Origin of the sequence: Providencia vermicola (assembly GCF_010748935.1) — a bacterium.
GTDB classification, from domain to species: domain Bacteria; phylum Pseudomonadota; class Gammaproteobacteria; order Enterobacterales; family Enterobacteriaceae; genus Providencia; species Providencia zhejiangensis.
Genome location: NZ_CP048796.1, coordinates 4,018,182 through 4,035,835, shown reverse-complemented (window position 1 = coordinate 4,035,835; position 17,654 = coordinate 4,018,182). Strand labels below are relative to the sequence as shown.

The window sequence follows — 17,654 nt, the reverse complement described above, 5'->3', positions numbered from 1 at the left end:
CACACCCGCAACGGCGTTAAGCGCCCGTAGCTCAGCTGGATAGAGCGCTGCCCTCCGGAGGCAGAGGTCTCAGGTTCGAATCCTGTCGGGCGCGCCATTAAATTAGCGTGCTGCTACGGTTGGCAAAACAAAGTTGTATGTAGTATAATAGCAACGCTTTGAATAAAGTGAAGTTATGGTGGCTATAGCTCAGTTGGTAGAGCCCTGGATTGTGATTCCAGTTGTCGTGGGTTCGAGTCCCATTAGCCACCCCATTCTTTTGTGACATTGCGAGGGTGGCGGAATTGGTAGACGCGCTAGCTTCAGGTGTTAGTGTCCTCAGGACGTGGGGGTTCAAGTCCCCCCTTTCGCACCACGAAAAGAATGTAAAGTAGATATACCCTATCGGCGAGTAGCGCAGCTTGGTAGCGCAACTGGTTTGGGACCAGTGGGTCGGAGGTTCGAATCCTCTCTCGCCGACCAAATTTAAAGAACCCCGCTTTAATCAGCGGGGTTTTTGCATTTAGAAGCGCGCAAAATCAGCTTATTCATTGGTACGAGCTACCTTTGGCACGGGTGTACCAATCATCAATCATTATTCAAAACCCAAAACCCAAAACCCAAAACCCAAAACCCAAAACCCAAAACCCAAAACCCAAAACCCAAAACCCACACCTTCGACATTAACTCCAACGTCAACTTCAAGTGCCAAATAAACGGTAAGCATGACTGAACGTATTTAAATGTCTGTGCGTTAAGAATGACCGTTTATGGTTCCCGATATACTCATTGACTGGTTATCTGTTAAAACAAATGAGACTGAGGGCTTTATGAAGAAAATCATAGCTAATAGACTGTTTATATTTGTTATTTTTTCTATGTATTCGTCTGTGTCGCAAAATAGATACAAACCAGTATCTCAGTGTCGTCAAATGGAGACATATAATACATTGATTTTTAATAGTAAATTATCAAGGTGATTTTGATGTCTCTGAATTGAGACAGCTTTGTTGTTAAAAAAGGATGCTAACACAGCCTCATGTAAGGCAGAGGGAAAATGGCACTATATAAAAACGGCTAGGATTGCGTTAGGCGTGTTTTTTCCGATGAAATGGGATAATAGAAAGAAAAAAGGCCATTCAAAAAAAGTTGGCACGCATTCTGCATTATCTATTGTGTAGATGCTCATTCCACTTATTATGACAGCAATGCTTCATAAACCCAGGAATGATGCAAAGCCGATTATCGGTGCCTATTGTCCAATATAGATGAACAAGAGCTAATCCTCTTCTCATCAACCCGTGGACGAAACGTTGAGTGAGGCACCATCCGTCTGTAGACCTGATTGTATATTTACACCTGCCTTGCTGGCAGGTGTTTTTTTTTATATGAACTCATCGACTAGAGCGATTTCCCTCTGTACAGCATGATGCTGTTACGGAAGGAAATCAGAAATTCATTTGTATGACATTAATTTTTGCGATTACAAAACCACTTGCTGAACCAGCGAGTGAGGTAGGTATAACACAAAATAATAAATGTAATGATGAAAACGTCTTTATTTAGATCAACAGTATCGAAACCAATGATAGAGATAAAAACAAAAGGTGACAGAATTAAAAGTAGCAGGTCGAAAAATACTTGTAGTCGATTCGGGGTTGAAATGATCCAGCGCCAAATAGTTTTAATTACATTCATGTAGATGTCCTGAGTTCGATTAAATCAAAAACAATGTATTATTTATACACTATGTAAATGGTATATTACAGAACAACCGTTATTTTGTTTGATGTTATACAACAATTAGGCGTTTTTCAGTCTAATTTGTGCTTTTTAAATATCATGGCGACTGATAACAGCCGTCAATATAATGTATTTAAATAAGTTTAATTAGGCTAATACTGTTAATCATATTATGAGTGATAAAAATGTTTGATTAAATATGATGGTATTTAGAATAAAAATAGCGGATAAAAAAACTCCACTTATAAAGTGGAGTTTTTCGTTTATATATTTCAAAATAGTTTTTAAGAACGTTCTTTTTTGAGTGAATGCAGTAAGGCTTCTTGACGTATTTTAGCGGCTTCCTCTGCTTTGTGCAGTTTATCGAGGGCATCGGCTAACCAAGCGGCATCATGAGCATCAAAACGTTGCGCTAATGCGGCTTTGAAATAAGTCTCTGCGTGTTCCCATTGCGCATGCTGTAATGCGATTTGCCCCATTGTACTATTGAGTAATGGTGTTGCTCCTGACTGCTTAACCAGTTGCTTTAATACTTTCTCAAGCTGTTCTGGTTTATCGCTACGGAGTCTTGGTGCGAGGAGTAATAAGCGCTCATCATATTGCTGTTTCAAACCATCAATCACAATTTTTTCAGCACTTTCGATATCATCACATTCAATCAAATGTTCAGCTAAGAAGGACTGTAAAGCCGTTTCATGACGGATTTTTCGTGGCTGAGCTTTCCACCACTGTTTCAAGCCTTCACTACCATTTTCAGCCATACATTGATTCATCAAGCCCTTATAAGCTTTCAGTTTTAATGCCTCTAACTCATCTTCGTTATGAAGTTGTGTTTTCGCCATAATCGGTAGCAGTTCAATCAGTGCCTGATAAGCCCCTGAACGTAAGTAGGCTTGTTCAGCAAGACGTAGTACTTCAGGGTGGCGGGGTGCTTGATCGAGAAGTTTATCGACCCCCGTTCGAGCCGCATACACTTCGCCTTCAGCCAATTGAATACGAACACGACTGATATCGACGGGAAGTTGGTCGTTGCCGGCAACTTCGGCGGCTCTATTGAGGTATTGATGAGTTCGATGCTCATCTCCACGCTGTTGTGCCGCTTCAGCGGCAAGTAAATAGTTAATCACTGGCTGCTGAGAAAAATCCGCGTGTTTACTCATCAGTTTTTCAACTTGGTCGAAATCGCCTTCGGCAAGTTTGAGTAAGGCTTTTTGTGTTTGTGAATGCGCTTTATGGTACTTACGCCCACTGACCCAGCCTTTAGTTCGTGAAGTGGTGCTAATAAAACGACGGTAACACCAGCCAAGGAACAGCAGGACAAACTGGAGCAACACAAAGCACAGCACTAAGTTAGTGACACTGGTGGTGATATCATAATCATCTGTACGGATGAAAACATAACCTTGGTGGCCCGCTAAGAGAGGGCCTAAGATAATACCAGCGATAAGCACAATAAAAAGGATCAGTACTTTAATCATAATTACCCCTTCTGCTCATTGGCTGGTGCATCAAGAGGTGCTGCCTCTGAATCTTCAGGTTTTGCGACCGCTTTTTCAGGCTGTTTTTCTTCTGTTGGTGCAGCTTCAGCAGGCGTATTAGCCACTTCTTCTGACTGTGCCAAAAGATTACGAACGCGTGTTTGCATTACTTTTTCAAGTTTAGGTTGGCTTTCTAAAGCATCAGGCATCTCAGTCGCGATCGGTTGATTTATTAAATCATCAACTTCAGCTAAGAAGGCTTTTGTTGCCGGAGCGTTAACATCAAAATAAGCACGAACCCAAGTAGAAACTTGTTCGAGTGACTGTTTATAGGTTTCTTCTTGATATCTAGGCACCGCTTGTGCAGCGATCAACAATTGAGAACGAATGTTTTCACGTAGATAGATATCTTGATTTGGGGCCAATAATGGGGCTTCTGAACCGTCACGAGCACGTACGGTGATAAAATCATTAGTAAAGTTTTTCCAACTCCGTGATAGATTTTGCTTCCAATCCGCGATATCGCTGGAGACTTCTCCTTCATCTTCAGCTTTCACATCACCGCTGTTAATCTCATTGAGGCGCAAGTTATCGACTTCATTACTCAATTGATTCAAACGAAGAATAATACCGTCATAATCGACTTGATTGATCGCCGCTAAGCTAGCAATATCATTTTTAATGGCTTTACGGATATCAAGCAGGCTAGGGTCATTCATTTCAGCAAGACTAGAATCCGCACTTTTTAAGAGTACCGCGGCCGTGACTGGGTCGTGATCATTCCATAATTTTCTTCCTGCCATTTTGACCATAAAATCAGCCTGTGCCAGCAACCAACTTTTAACATCTGAGCTTGAGAGCGTATTAACATGTGCTTGTAGCTCTTGCATATGACGGTTGAGCTGCTCTTCATATTCACGAGTCTGTGTTTTGATTTCTGACTGTGAGGCGAACAGCGCATCCAAGCGCTGGCGGTCAACTTTTTGCTGTTCGGCTAAATCATTCAACTGTTGCTTCAATTCGTTATTTTCATTCACGAGTTGCGCATTACTTTGTTGAGTAAAATAATAAATACCACCACCAATGGCGATGTTAATTGCGATAGCGATGGCACTACCGATGAGACCAGAACGTTTTTGCTCCGAAGACGGCTTAGGTTGGCGGTTTTTTGGGGTTTCCGCGACAGTTTCATTATTAACCGTTTCGGTAGAATTATTTTGTTCCGTCATAAATTAGCATCCCATGTCGGTTGAAAATAAGGCGTCCAATAAAGCATTATTTTCTGCGCTATTTGCCACACAGACCTTTTTCCAACCATTTTGGCGGGCTTGGTCTGCAATCCGTTCGCTGACAACTAATAAGCGGCGATTGAACCACCATGCTTTGGTATTTTCAGCGATTAATTGATTGAGTAAGGCTAACATTTGACCACTACTGATCACAATATCAGTAATATTTGCATTAACCCATTGTTGATTAAACTCTGTTTTATCGTATAAAACAGGGTGTCTCGCATAACATTCACAATACTCAACCTCTGCACCTCTGGAACGTAATGTTGAGGCTAGGAGCTCCCTTCCTCCGTTTCCGCGTAATAGAAGTGCACGTTTACCTTCAAGAAATTGCAATTCAGGAAGGCTAAGTAATGCTTCACTGGTCTCTCCGTGCTCTGGCCAACGGATAGTGCGACCTGTTAACGCCTCAAAATACTGGCCGGTTGAACGACCTATCCCATAGTAGGATAACTTATCTGACCAGTTGCGTCCTGCTTGTTTAAGGGTTAAATGTGCATACCAGACCGCATTTTTAGATAAAAGAAAGACTAAATCGTGTTGATCAAGCTGCTGAAGGCGTGATCCCAGTAAATTTAATTCAGCACCCGGCGCAATACTAATGAGCGGGGAAGCGAAAGCATCGCCTCCCTTTGCTTTGATTGCTGCGATGAGTTCGCAACCAGCTGGCTCAGGCCGCGTGACTAGTACTTTCATGCCGGTGGATTCCCTTGGTAAACCACAGAGAGAATTTCGCGGGCGCCTTTATCGAGTAATTCCTCAGCAAGAGAGATCCCTGCTTGTTTTGCTTGTTCTGGGGCGATTAAACGCTCGCCACGAATGACTTGGCTACCATCTGGCGCCCCCACTAAAGCACGTAGCCAAATTTGGTTATTTTGCCAAATCGCATAGCTCCCAATAGGTACTTGGCAACCGCCTTCAAGGCGCATATTCATAGCACGTTCCGCGAGAACACAGATGGCTGTTTCATCGTGGTTAAGTTTTTCGAGTAGTTGACGAGTACGCTCATCCTCTAAGCGGCACTCAATACCCACCGCACCTTGTCCCACGGCTGGTAAGGATTGTTCAGGCGCTAATGCAGTACGAATTCGCGCTTCTAAACCTAACCGTTTCAGCCCCGCGACGGCCAAAATTATGGCATCGTATTCGCCATTATCCAGTTTCGAGAGCCGAGTTCCCACGTTTCCGCGTAGATCGCGGATAATGAGGTCTGGGCGTAGTTCTCGTATTTGGCATTGGCGGCGTAAACTGGACGTTCCCACTATGCTACCGCTAGGTAGAGCCTCAAGGCTGTCAAAGTGATTAGACACAAAAGCGTCACGTGGGTCTTCACGCTCACAGATCGTGACTAAACCGAGCCCTTCTGGAAATTCAACGGGAACATCCTTCATTGAATGCACTGCGATGTCTGCGCGTTTTTCCAGTAAAGCTAACTCTAATTCTTTAACAAATAGACCTTTTCCACCTACTTTAGCTAAGGGAGTATCTAAAATAATATCGCCTTTAGTCACCATCGGTACCAGTTCAACCTGCAAACCGGGGTGTAGTTGTTCGAGCTTCTCTTTAACAAAGTGTGCTTGCCACATAGCTAAAGGGCTTTTACGTGTTGCAATACGGACGATATTTATTGAAGTCATTTCGTTGCTTTCTCAGGCATAAAGGCCATAGATTAACCATACAATTATCCCTAGTTTTAACATTTTAGCGATGGATTTTCCAGTTAACGACGCTAAAGCTAACGATTCATTAATTGCCTTATTAATAGAAAGCGTCTCTTTTTGATAAGGTTGCTGCGACATAAATCATCAAAAAAAGAAAGTAATGCAAAGGATTGTTTAGCTATTTGTGCGGTTAAAGTCGTAAACAAATTTCAATTTAAGTCAATTTAGTGGTGAAGCGTTCAAGCACAGGCCTAATGCGAAATACGTTTGTGATGGATGCTTGGTGTGTTTTTTTTGAGCAATCAGATGATTTGTTATTATTCCATTGATAAACAAGGGATATTCAGTCGCTATAAAAAATAAAAAGCCTTTTTATACAATATGTTGAAAATTAATTTGTATCAAAAATACACAGATAAAATTATGTGATCTACTTTACCCTTTTGCCGCAAGGTGTTAAATTGATCACGTTTCCGACAATTCATTTGAAAATAAATTTAAACTTACTTTTAATTAACGCGAGATGTCGCTAGGCGGCAGGTCGATAAGTCGCTAGGCGTTGTAAAAACCAGGTAACTAGCGCAAGTAAGCATCGTTAGTAGCGCTGCAACTTGAAGTATGACGAGTAGATATTTCTCTTTATTGGGTGCTGGGTATTCCCAGATTTGTCGTTAAGTTCATTCAGCCAGGCGTATCCCTTGTATCTCTATATTGAAACTCTAAAACAGAGACTTGATGCGATAAACCAACTTCGGTTAGATCGTGCGACAGCGTCAATGGATGAAACCTTCTGTAAGGTTTACAGCCTGCTGCCTGTCTTATTTCATTATCATCACCCAATGATGCCTGGCTATATTGAAGGAAACGTCCCTCATGGTGTGTGTTTCTTCACGCCTGATGATGACCAACAAACATGGTTGTCGCAATTTGAAAAATATCTTCCCTCAGCAGATAAAGCGAATGGTGAACTTCCTATCACAGGCATTTATTCCATGGGGAGTACATCATCGATAGGTCAAAGCCAATGTTCAGATATTGATATTTGGGTTTGTCATCCCTCTTGGTTGGATAGTGAAGAAAAGCGCCTATTACAGAAAAAATGCACATTAATCGAACAGTGGGCCGCTTCTCTTGGCATTGATGTGACGGTTTTTTTGATCGATGAAAATCGTTTTAGACACCATGCGAGTGGCCATATTGGCGGAGAAGATTGCGGTTCAACACAACATATTTTATTGCTTGATGAATTCTACCGTACCGCGGTACGTATGGCAGGTAAAAGGCTGTTATGGACCATGGTACCCGTCGAAGAAGAACATCATTATGATGAATATGTGATGTCGCTGTATGCTCAGGGGGTATTAACGCCAAATGAATGGCTAGACCTCGGTGGATTGGGCGAACTGTCTGCCGCTGAATACTTTGGTGCAAGTTTGTGGCAATTATATAAAAGTGTCGACTCACCTTATAAAGCGGTTTTAAAAAGCTTACTATTAGAATCTTATTCGTGGGATTATCCAAAAGGCAAATTGCTCGCATTAGAATTTAAACGCCATCTCCACGCTGGCGAGATAGTTTGTTACGGTTTAGATTCTTATTGTTTAATGTTAGAACGTGTTACCCGCTATTTAATCGAAATTAATGATACTACTCGCCTTGATTTAATTCGTCGTTGTTTCTACCTCAAAGTCTGTGAAAAACTCTCCAAAGATACTGAAGATGAATGTTCTGGCTGGCGCCGTGATGTACTTTCACAGTTAGTTGAATCATGGGGGTGGGGTGCTGAACGTTTAGAGATGTTAGATTTGCGCAATCAATGGAAAATTGAGCGTGTTCGTGAAGCCCATAATGAGTTACTCGACACGATGATGCAAAGTTACCGTAACCTGATCCGCTTTGCTCGTCGTAATAATTTAAGTGTTAGTGCTAGCCCACAAGATATTGGCGTATTAACCCGTAAGTTATATGCTGCTTTTGAAGCGCTACCGGGTAAAGTGACACTTGTTAACCCGCAAATCTCTCCAGACCTCAGTGAGCCACATCTTACGTTTATTTATGTTCCTTCTGGCCGCGCGAATCGTAGCGGTTGGTATTTGTATAACCAAGCACCACATATTGACACCATTATTGGTCATCAACCGCTCGAATATAACCGTTATTTGAACAAACTGGTCGCTTGGGCTTACTTTAACGGATTACTGACTGAAAATACTCAGGTGTATATGCATCATGGTCAGTCTCAATGTGATGAGAAGAAGTTACTTGAATTGATGCATGACGTTTCGGGGCATTTTCCGATTCGCTTACCGGCCCCAACGCCAAAAGCCTTGTATAGTCCTTGTGAAATCCGCCACTTAGCCATTATCGTCAATTTAGAAAAAGATCCGACACAAGTTTATTCAGACCAAGTGGTACATTTTGATTTCAGAAAGCTAGACGTGTTTAGTTTTGGTGAAGAACAACGTTGCCTAATTGGTAGTATTGATCTGCTGTATCGCAACTCTTGGAATGAAGTGAGAACACTTCACTTTAGCGGCGAACAATGCATGTTAGAGGCACTCAAAACCATTTTAGGTAAAATGCATCAAGATGCTGCGCCGCCAGATGCGGTGGAAGTCTTCTGCTATTGTGAGCATTTACGTGGCCTAGTGAGAACACGTGTACAACAGTTGGTTTCAGAGTGCATTGACTTGCGTTTATCAAGTAATCGCAATGACCCCGGTCGTTTCAAAGCGTTACGGATTGCTGGGCAAACATGGGGCTTATTCTTTGAACGGTTAAATGTTTCAGTTCAGAAACTGGAAAATGCGGTTGAGTTCTATGGGGCCATTTCTCACAATAAATTACATGGTTGGCCTGTCAAATTAAACGCCAAAGAAAATAACCATTTACCCGCCGTTGTTGACGGTTATGCAAGTGAGGGTATCGTACAGTTTTTCTTTGAAAATACCGCAGATAACACAGGCTTTAACATTTATGTTTTAGATGAAGCCAACCGAGTGGAAATTTACTCTCACTGTGAGGGCTCCAAAGAAGACTTAGTACGAGACGTTAGCCGTTTCTATTCATCGTCTCATGACCGTTTTACGTACGGTGCTAATTTTATTAATTTTAATTTGCCGCAGTTCTATCAAATTGTGACTCATAAAGGCAAAAGCCAAGTGATACCCTTTTCAGGCGGAACTTGGCCTTTTGATATTGAAGAGCAGGATGAATTAATGAATGCTGGGCATTTTGATACTTCACCGCATCATCAAGCCCATCATTATTGAGCGGACGAATCGTTAATACTAAAACGTAAAAGGCTCACCGCTTTGCGCGCTAATAGCTTGTGCGAGCATCTCCGTGAATCGTTGCCCTGAACGATCGCATACCCACTCATTATCTTTATAGTCGTAGTGATAGCCGCCGTGTTTCGTGGCGAGCCAAATTTGGTGGAAAGGCTCTTGTCGATTGATAATGATTTTGCTGCCATCTTCAAAACTGAGCGTCATGACACCACCATTCGTTTCACAATCAATATCCGCATCACCGTCATAATTGTCCAAATGTTGTTCAATAGAAGCCATCATTTGATCGGCAAGTTGGTGAAATTCACTGTCATTCACGGTTAATTTCCTATCAGCTTAAATAATTTACTAATAGAAATTATAGGTGTGAATATCAGTGAGGGTCAATCGACGAAAAGGGAGGACGCAGGGTAACTTTCTTTTGAGAATACTAAAACATTTGTTGGTGACTGTTCTTTTAAGCATTATGCTATTGTGGGTAGGGAATAAAATCACGATACAATTGATGAACAATAGTGATTTGCTTAGGCTGCCCTGTTAATCTGTTAACCCTATTCAGACGTCAAAAGTTAGTTTTACAGGCGAAATATAATGAAAAAAAGTTTAGTTGGACTCTCTGCGTTTATTATGTTGTTGACTCTTTCTGGTTGTGGCTTAAAAGGCCCTCTCTATTTTCCACCAGAAGAACAGGCTTCAGCATCACAAACTGAAGATGTTGAACCTAAGGCTCAAAATAGTACCGCGGCAGATTCACGAGCGCCGTCTTCAAATCAACAATAAGCTGCTGCGATGGAGCGGATTATGCAATTTTCTAAAATGCATGGCTTAGGTAATGATTTCATGGTCGTCGACGGCGTCACTCAGAATGTTTATTTTTCTCCTGAGCTGATTAGCCGCCTTGCGGATAGGCATACAGGGGTTGGCTTTGACCAACTGTTGTTAGTTGAGGCGCCTTATGATCCTGATTTAGATTTTCATTATCGTATCTTCAATGCAGATGGAAGTGAAGTTGCACAATGTGGCAATGGTGCTCGCTGTTTTGCACGTTTCGTACGTTTAAAAGGGCTGACAAATAAACAAAAAATTAAAGTCAGTACTCAAGCAGGTCGCATGACATTGACGATCAATGAAAATGACGATGTTTGCGTGAATATGGGGGAACCTGAATTTGAACCTCAGAAAATACCTTTTCGCGCTATCAAAGCAGAAAAAACCTATATTATTAGAGCGTTAGAACGTACAGTATTATGTGGTGTGGTTTCGATGGGAAATCCTCACTGTGTTATTCAGGTTGAAAGTGTAAAAACAGCTGAAGTGGAAATCTTAGGCCCTGTTCTTGAGAGTCATGAACGGTTTCCAGAACGCGTTAATGTCGGTTTCATGGAAATAATCAATGCGAACCATATCAGCTTACGTGTGTTTGAACGTGGAGCGGGAGAAACGCAGGCATGCGGTAGTGGTGCTTGTGCCGCGGTGGCAATCGGTATCCAGCAAGGGTTATTATCAAATCGAGTGAAAGTTGACTTGCCAGGAGGATCCCTTGATATTAGTTGGGAAGGGCCTGGCCATCCATTATATATGACAGGGCCTGCGAGTCATGTTTATGATGGGGTACTACAACTTTAAGCTTTATTTCGCGACTCAAGAAATTGCAAGTGACAGCGTTATTGGCTGTACGCGTTGGCGTTAGCGACCTGTTTTGTGACTGACTAGCGCCTTATTTGCCATCTAACTATACTGGGATTTATTTAGAGTAGACTTAATCATCAAGAGGTTATAATGGATAAACTGAAAATAGAGCCAGATAGCCCTTATCAAATTGATGATCGCCAAGTGGCGCGTTACTTACAGGAACAGCCCGACTTCTTTATCCGCAATGCTTCGCTTGTTGAGCAACTTTCAATACCGCATGCAATACAGGGGACAATTTCGTTACCTGAAGCGGTGATGAATCGACAGCGACTAAAAATCAAACAGCTCGAACAAGATATCTGTTTCATGGTTGAACAAGCGCATGAAAATGGTTTGTTATTTGATGAGTTACTGTATCTTGTCATCGATATGTCAATGGCGCAAAGCCTGAATGAGATGCTCAGCAGTTTAAATCGCTGGGCAAAAAAACTCGGCCTATCAGGGGCATCTGTTCGTTTATTTAGTGATTGTTGGCGGTTGTCTGCTCCTCTTGATGCGCAAGCACTTGTGGTTTCCCGTAGTGCGTTCGAATCTATTCGCCTTCAGCGTTTTGGAGAGAAAACGCATTATTTAGGTACGCTGAATGGCCCTGAAATACAACTGCTGTTGCCGGAAGCTATGAATGTAGGCTCGGTAGCGATTTCTCTCTTTGGTCATCATGGGGAATCAGGAATGGTCATTTTTACTAGCCGAAATCGAGACCATTATCAATCTGGTATGGGAACAGTGATGTTAGAAAAAGTGGCTCAAATTCTACCGAGGTTATTATGCCGATGGATAGAACGCTTATAACGACTCAGCCGGAAGGGCTGATGACCCAAGTCGAAGCATTTTTACGTTATTTACATGTTGAGCGTAGATTAAGCCCTGTCACGATCACTAATTATCGCCGCCAGCTCACGACAGTGACAGAAATGCTCAATGAAATGAAGGTGAGTGAGTGGCAACAGTTTGATGTCGTTAAAGCCCGTAATATCGCGGCTAAAAGCCGTCGAGCAGGCTTGCAAGCAGCCAGTATGGCGCTGCGATTGTCTGCATTACGGAGTTTTTGTGATTGGATGGTACAACAAGGTGAATTACCGGCTAATCCAGTCAAAGCAGTACAGGCGCCAAAAGCGAAAAAGCGACTGCCAAAGAATATGGATGTTGATGAAGTCTCACAATTACTGAATATGGATAGCGGTGACCCACTGGTGGTGCGAGACAGAACCATGTTGGAAGTGATGTATGGCGCGGGGCTGCGTTTATCTGAATTAGTTGGATTAGATATTCGTCATTTAGATCTCGCCTCGGGTGAAGTCAAAGTGATGGGAAAAGGCAGTAAAGAACGTAAAATCCCATTAGGTAAAACCGCGGTGAGTTGGTTAACACGTTGGCTAGAAATGCGTGAGTTATATGCACCGGAAGATAATGCCGTTTTTATTTCGACACAGAGTGGCAAACGAATATCAAACCGTAATGTGCAAAAACGTTTTGAGCAATGGGGCATTAAACAAGGGGTAAATAGCCATATTAACCCACATAAGTTGCGCCATTCATTTGCAACACATATTCTTGAATCAAGTGGTAATTTACGCGGTGTGCAAGAATTGCTCGGCCATGCCAACTTATCAACAACGCAAATCTATACACACTTAGATTTTCAGCATTTGGCTAATGTTTATGATGTGGCTCATCCCAGAGCAAAAAGGGAGAAACCTTAATGCATTTTTACCGTCCGCTGTCACCGATTCAAGCGATAACGTTTGATTTGGATGATACTTTATATGATAACCATCCGGTCATTGATAAAACGGAAGAAGAGGTATTACGTTTTGTCCGTGAATATGATCCACAATTCAGTCATTTTACTCATCATGATTTGTATACTTTTCGTCGCATTGTGGCTGAACAAGAACCGGATATTTGCCACGATATCACCCGCTGGCGCTGGTTATCATCGAAAATGATGTTTTGCCATTATGGATATAGCCGAGAAGACGCTCTAAAAGGGGCGGATGAACTAATGGCTCATTTTACTTATTGGCGAAATCAAATAGATATTCCTGAATCAACCCACCAGATATTAGCTCAGCTTGCAGAAAAATTACCCCTAGTGGCGATTACCAACGGTAATGCAGAGCCAGATGCTTGTGGCTTGGGGCAATATTTTCAGTTTGTGTTGAAAGCAGGGCCGGATGGGCGCTCAAAACCTTATTGTGATATGTATCGGCTAGCCGCGCAAAAACTCGATTTACAGCCTCATGCTATTTTACATGTGGGCGATAATCTATTGACGGATGTAGAGGGTGCTATTCGTAGTGGTATGCAAGCCTGTTGGATTAACGTCGACAATAAAACACTCATGGAAGAGAAAGATGTACGCTTATTGCCGCATGTTGAAATTTCGCAGTTGGCTTCTCTATTGTCGCTGGTATAATCATTTTTCTGTATAAAAACACAGTGGTCGTGGCCACTGTCCTGCTTTGATGGTAATTATGGACGTTTCTTATCTGCTCGAAGGCCTTAATGATAAACAGCGTGAGGCAGTTGCTGCACCACGCACTAACTTATTAGTACTTGCAGGTGCAGGTAGTGGTAAAACGCGCGTATTGGTACACAGAATCGCTTGGTTAATGGCGGTTGAGCATGCATCACCATTCTCGATCATGGCAGTGACCTTTACCAACAAAGCAGCAGCAGAAATGCGCCATCGTATCAATCAGTTGATTGGCTCAAGTGAAGATGGCATGTGGATTGGTACTTTCCACGGTTTAGCCCATCGCTTACTACGTCAACACTATTTGGATGCTGGCTTACCACAAGATTTCCAAATTCTCGATAGCGATGACCAATATCGATTAATTCGTCGGTTGTTAAAAGCGATGAATCTTGATGAAAAACAATGGCCCCCCCGCCAAGGAATGTGGTACATCAACGGTAAAAAAGATGAGGGATTACGTCCTCAACATATCGAATGTTATGGTAACCCGATAGAAAGTACATGGTTAAAAGTGTATCAAGCTTATCAAGAGGCTTGTGATCGTGCTGGGTTAGTCGATTTTGCTGAGTTGTTATTACGAGCCCATGAATTATGGCTCAATAAGCCCCATGTATTGCAACACTATCGTGAACGCTTCACGAATATTCTCGTCGACGAATTCCAAGATACGAACAGCATTCAATACGCTTGGATCCGCGTGTTAGCTGGCGAAACGGGTAAGGTGATGATTGTTGGCGATGATGATCAATCAATTTACGGCTGGCGTGGGGCACAAGTGGAAAATATTCAGCGTTTTTTGAATGACTTCCCTGGGGCTGAAACAATCCGTCTTGAACAAAATTACCGTTCCACTAACAATATTCTGAAAGCTGCGAATGCCTTAATTGCGCATAATAGCGATCGATTAGGGAAAAATTTATGGACGGAAGATGGCGATGGTGAGCCGATTTCCCTCTACTGTGCTTTTAATGAATTAGATGAAGCGCGCTATATTGTCAGCCGTATAAAACAGTGGCAAGAAAATGGTGGTGCTTTGCAGGATTGTGCGATGCTATATCGTAGCAACGCGCAATCTCGTGTGTTGGAAGAGGCATTAATTCAAAGTGCTATGCCATATCGTATTTATGGTGGACAACGCTTCTTTGAACGTCAAGAAATTAAAGATGCACTGTCTTATTTAAGGCTGATTGCTAATCGTAATGACGATGCCTCCTTTGAACGTGTGGTAAATACGCCAACGCGAGGTATTGGCGATCGTACTCTGGATACCGTACGCCAAACCGCACGAGACCAACAATTAACCTTATGGGAAAGTTGTGAATATTTACTTCGTGAGCAAGTTCTTGGGGGCCGTGCCGCGGCGGCTATTGAACGTTTTCTCGAATTGGTCGATGCGCTGGCGAAAGAAACGCAAGATATGCCCTTACATGTACAAACGGATAGAGTGATTAATGACTCAGGTCTACGTGCGATGTATGAGCAAGAGAAAGGTGAAAAAGCACAGGCTCGCATCGAAAACTTGGAAGAGTTGGTGAACGCAACCCGCGATTTTAGTTATCAAGATGAAGATCAGGATTTGATGCCGCTACAAGCCTTTTTATCACATGCCGCATTAGAATCGGGTGATGGCCAAGCCGATGTGAATCAAGATGCGGTGCAGTTAATGACACTACACTCAGCAAAAGGACTCGAATTCCCAATCGTCTTTATCGTTGGTATGGAAGAAGGGATGTTCCCTAGCCAAATGTCAATGGATGAAAGCGGTCGCTTAGAAGAAGAGCGTCGCTTAGCTTATGTTGGGATCACGCGAGCGATGCAAAAGCTGACGATCACGTATGCGGAAAGTCGTCGTTTATATGGTAAAGAAGTTTATCACCGCCCATCACGTTTTATTGCGGAGTTGCCGACAGAATGTGTGGAAGAAGTTCGTTTACGTGCAACGGTTTCTCGTCCTGTTAATCATCAGCGCCTTGGCACACCAGTAACCCAAAATGATTCAGGTTATGCGTTAGGCCAACGTGTACGGCACCCTAAATTTGGTGAAGGTACTATTATTAATTTGGAAGGAAGTGGAGAACATTGTCGTTTGCAAATTGCTTTCCAAGGTCAAGGCATTAAATGGCTCGTGGCATCCTATGCTCGGCTAGAAAATGTATCATAAGTTATTTTTCCCGTAGAGTGTCATAAACAAAATATGGCATTCTACCTAATATACGGTGTGTTTTAATTTCACGAGGCATATTAAAACACATAAAAATAAAATAGATTGTAATTATCAATTAATAATATATTTAAACTCATTTTCACTGTAATTATTTTATTGCTTTTTTATATAAATTATAAATTTGTTTTTTCGATTTTTTGCTTATAGCATGATTTGCGTTTTAATAATCATTAATTCAAGGACGATGAGTGTGAATTGGGCAATTGAAAAAATAAACGATGATCTCATTGGGGATTTTCGTCGCAATACAACATTAAGCTGATCGCTTCCCTTTCTTCAGTACAGGTATAAAGTAGAGTTTCCTGCCTTTTTTCTCCTGAAAAAGAGGTCATCTGACATGAAAAAGACACGTTATACCGAAGAACAGATAGCGTTTGTCCTGAAATAGGCTGAAACCAGCACCCGGGTGGAGGAAGTGTGCAGAACGATGGGTATTAATATTTGCGGCAAGCTCTGAAGCTGCGGGTTTCATTAAATTGGATTCATCGCGATGAATCACAATACTGTGCATTAGCACTGAGGGTGAGTTTATTCGTTTTGGCTAACTGGGTATTATCAAAATTGATGCTTTTCCCTGCTTGGATATGTAACGAATTTGTGGCGTTAATCAGCGAGGGGTGATAATACATTATCTTTAAAGGCAGAAACGGAAATCCCCACTAATTCAATTTGGTTCGCGTTAAAACACAAGGCATTATCACTAGTGCTTTTCTGTGTCGGGTCTACCGTAACAGTATTTTGATTTTCAAGAGCCTCTCGTTGCTGTTTTTCCGATTCTAAGCGCCTTTTTTGTTCAAACTGAATACTGTCTCTATTGGCTGGAAATCATAAGGGCTCAGAATAACTGAGTTCCGTAAAGACGATTAAAGGTAAGAACAAGACAGCAGGGATCAGTTTTATCATAATAAGTGAATACGATTAATCGTACAAAAAGTTAAATTTCGCTTAAGGTAAAGAGTCATTAACCTAATGGCAAGAGAAATCATCAAGAAAGGATATAAAAACTGGATTTGATTACCTTTGAAGGTTAATTCAATGCAAAATATAGCCGTTTGGCTAATTGGTAGATTGTTTTTCTATTATTTATTTTTTGTTGGCGAAATAATTTGCTTTAAGTTGGTTTGGCGAGCAGTAATTACGACTATTTTAGGTAAGGCATCTTTACTACTTTGTCCTGAATTGAATGATAGCGTTAATGAAAAGGGAATATTGGGAAGCAACGAAACGATAACAATGGTTAATGGGTTAAATAGAATGGCTAAGATTTGTTAAACTGACTAATGTTTGGAACGGGCTGCTAGTGGTTAAAATGATCGCTTAACGACGTTTACTGTTCCATTGCTTCCCAAACCCCGGGGGCTAACTTCTATTTGAAATACAATAAAAAACAACGAACAAATCTCTTAAGCTAATATTAATAAAAAAATTAATGCCAAAGATCGCCAAGCAATAGTTACAGCGTTAGAATCAGTTGAAATTGCCGATGCCACCAAAAACTTTAAACTGTTGAGTAAAGGCATGGGGTATGTTGGACCAGCAATTGATGGTTATGAGCTTTTCTTTGTTGAGTTACCTAATGCAATAAAAAATGATAATTAGCGATCTTTTTTTGTTAAAGCAACGATTGGAAGACAAAGATGCTCATGTTGATAGCTTAAAAAATGCCATGCTATTAATCGAATCCAAGCTACTAACAACATCTGAACCAGTTGCATCAGTGCCAGCCAAAAAATCTTGGCAATTCTGGAAAAATAGCCGTTTGGTATCATTTCCATGCTGAAACCCAAACCGCCATTTTGATAACAAACGAGCA

16 protein-coding genes and 4 tRNA genes are annotated in these 17,654 nt (G+C 41.8%); 13 read left to right on the top strand and 7 right to left on the bottom strand.

What is annotated here, in order from left to right; all coding sequences use genetic code 11:
* The first annotated feature begins 20 nt into the window (after positions 1 to 20).
* The 4 genes from G3341_RS18300 (at position 21) to G3341_RS18285 (ending at position 462) form a co-directional block, all read left to right on the top strand.
* Positions 21 to 97, top strand: a tRNA-Arg gene (locus G3341_RS18300).
* A gap of 81 nt (positions 98 to 178) precedes the next feature.
* Positions 179 to 254 (top strand) — tRNA-His (locus G3341_RS18295).
* Positions 255 to 269: 15 nt separating this feature from the next.
* Positions 270 to 355, top strand: a tRNA-Leu gene (locus G3341_RS18290).
* Between the two features lie 30 nt (positions 356 to 385).
* Positions 386 to 462, top strand: a tRNA-Pro gene (locus G3341_RS18285).
* A gap of 987 nt (positions 463 to 1,449) precedes the next feature.
* Here G3341_RS18285 and G3341_RS18280 read toward each other — a convergent pair.
* The 5 genes from G3341_RS18280 to hemC form a co-directional block, all read right to left on the bottom strand.
* Positions 1,450 to 1,677 (bottom strand): hypothetical protein, encoded by a 228-nt coding sequence (locus G3341_RS18280; protein ID WP_154622326.1) that lies wholly within the window; start codon positions 1,675 to 1,677, stop codon positions 1,450 to 1,452.
* A gap of 329 nt (positions 1,678 to 2,006) precedes the next feature.
* The gene (hemY, locus tag G3341_RS18275) at positions 2,007 to 3,200 is read right to left on the bottom strand and encodes a protoheme IX biogenesis protein HemY (protein WP_163863276.1); all 1,194 of its coding nucleotides are present in this window, start codon (positions 3,198 to 3,200) and stop codon (positions 2,007 to 2,009) included.
* Between the two features lie 2 nt (positions 3,201 to 3,202).
* Entirely contained in the window at positions 3,203 to 4,429 is a 1,227-nt protein-coding gene (gene hemX / locus G3341_RS18270; protein ID WP_163863274.1) for a uroporphyrinogen-III C-methyltransferase, read from the bottom strand.
* A gap of 3 nt (positions 4,430 to 4,432) precedes the next feature.
* Positions 4,433 to 5,188: a uroporphyrinogen-III synthase gene (locus G3341_RS18265; RefSeq protein WP_154622905.1), complete on the bottom strand. Its 756-nt coding sequence runs from the start codon at positions 5,186 to 5,188 to the stop codon at positions 4,433 to 4,435.
* Positions 5,185 to 6,129, bottom strand: coding sequence for a hydroxymethylbilane synthase (gene hemC / locus G3341_RS18260; RefSeq protein ID WP_154622904.1), 945 nt, complete (start codon positions 6,127 to 6,129; stop codon positions 5,185 to 5,187). Before hemC ends, G3341_RS18265 begins: the two co-directional genes overlap by 4 nt.
* Positions 6,130 to 6,851: 722 nt before the next feature.
* On the opposite strand from hemC, the gene G3341_RS18255 reads away from it, so the two are divergent.
* Entirely contained in the window at positions 6,852 to 9,425 is a 2,574-nt protein-coding gene (locus G3341_RS18255) for a class I adenylate cyclase (protein ID WP_163863272.1), read from the top strand.
* A gap of 18 nt (positions 9,426 to 9,443) precedes the next feature.
* Here G3341_RS18255 and cyaY read toward each other — a convergent pair whose 3' ends face one another.
* Positions 9,444 to 9,761 (bottom strand): iron donor protein CyaY, encoded by a 318-nt coding sequence (gene cyaY / locus G3341_RS18250; protein ID WP_163863270.1) that lies wholly within the window; start codon positions 9,759 to 9,761, stop codon positions 9,444 to 9,446.
* A gap of 273 nt (positions 9,762 to 10,034) precedes the next feature.
* Here cyaY and lptM point away from each other — a divergent pair, with 273 nt between their 5' ends.
* From lptM to G3341_RS20995, 8 genes are all read left to right on the top strand, one after another.
* Complete coding sequence (gene lptM / locus G3341_RS18245) at positions 10,035 to 10,223, top strand: LPS translocon maturation chaperone LptM (protein ID WP_154622902.1); 189 nt, start codon at positions 10,035 to 10,037, stop codon at positions 10,221 to 10,223.
* Between the two features lie 21 nt (positions 10,224 to 10,244).
* Positions 10,245 to 11,069 carry a diaminopimelate epimerase gene (gene dapF, locus G3341_RS18240; protein WP_163863267.1) on the top strand — a complete coding sequence of 275 codons (825 nt, stop codon included), beginning with the start codon at positions 10,245 to 10,247 and terminating at the stop codon, positions 11,067 to 11,069.
* A gap of 153 nt (positions 11,070 to 11,222) precedes the next feature.
* A complete protein-coding gene (locus G3341_RS18235; protein ID WP_154622900.1) occupies positions 11,223 to 11,927 on the top strand; it encodes a DUF484 domain-containing protein in 705 nt (234 codons plus the stop codon).
* The gene (gene xerC / locus G3341_RS18230; RefSeq protein WP_163863266.1) at positions 11,909 to 12,838 is read left to right on the top strand and encodes a tyrosine recombinase XerC; all 930 of its coding nucleotides are present in this window, start codon (positions 11,909 to 11,911) and stop codon (positions 12,836 to 12,838) included. Before G3341_RS18235 ends, xerC begins: the two co-directional genes overlap by 19 nt.
* Positions 12,838 to 13,554 (top strand): 5-amino-6-(5-phospho-D-ribitylamino)uracil phosphatase YigB, encoded by a 717-nt coding sequence (gene yigB / locus G3341_RS18225; RefSeq protein ID WP_154622898.1) that lies wholly within the window; start codon positions 12,838 to 12,840, stop codon positions 13,552 to 13,554. The genes xerC and yigB overlap by 1 nt, the downstream gene beginning before the upstream one ends.
* A 49-nt stretch (positions 13,555 to 13,603) precedes the next feature.
* Positions 13,604 to 15,778, top strand: coding sequence for a DNA helicase II (gene uvrD / locus G3341_RS18220; protein WP_163863666.1), 2,175 nt, complete (start codon positions 13,604 to 13,606; stop codon positions 15,776 to 15,778).
* A gap of 1,098 nt (positions 15,779 to 16,876) precedes the next feature.
* Positions 16,877 to 17,113, top strand: a complete 237-nt coding sequence (locus tag G3341_RS18215) for a hypothetical protein (RefSeq protein WP_163863264.1) — start codon at positions 16,877 to 16,879, stop codon at positions 17,111 to 17,113.
* Positions 17,114 to 17,254: 141 nt separating this feature from the next.
* Entirely contained in the window at positions 17,255 to 17,440 is a 186-nt protein-coding gene (locus tag G3341_RS20995; RefSeq protein WP_163863664.1) for a colicin-like pore-forming protein, read from the top strand.
* Here the strand turns inward: G3341_RS20995 and G3341_RS18205 are convergent.
* Positions 17,437 to 17,616 (bottom strand): hypothetical protein, encoded by a 180-nt coding sequence (locus G3341_RS18205; RefSeq protein WP_154624384.1) that lies wholly within the window; start codon positions 17,614 to 17,616, stop codon positions 17,437 to 17,439. The genes G3341_RS20995 and G3341_RS18205 overlap by 4 nt on opposite strands.
* Positions 17,617 to 17,654 lie beyond the last annotated feature (38 nt).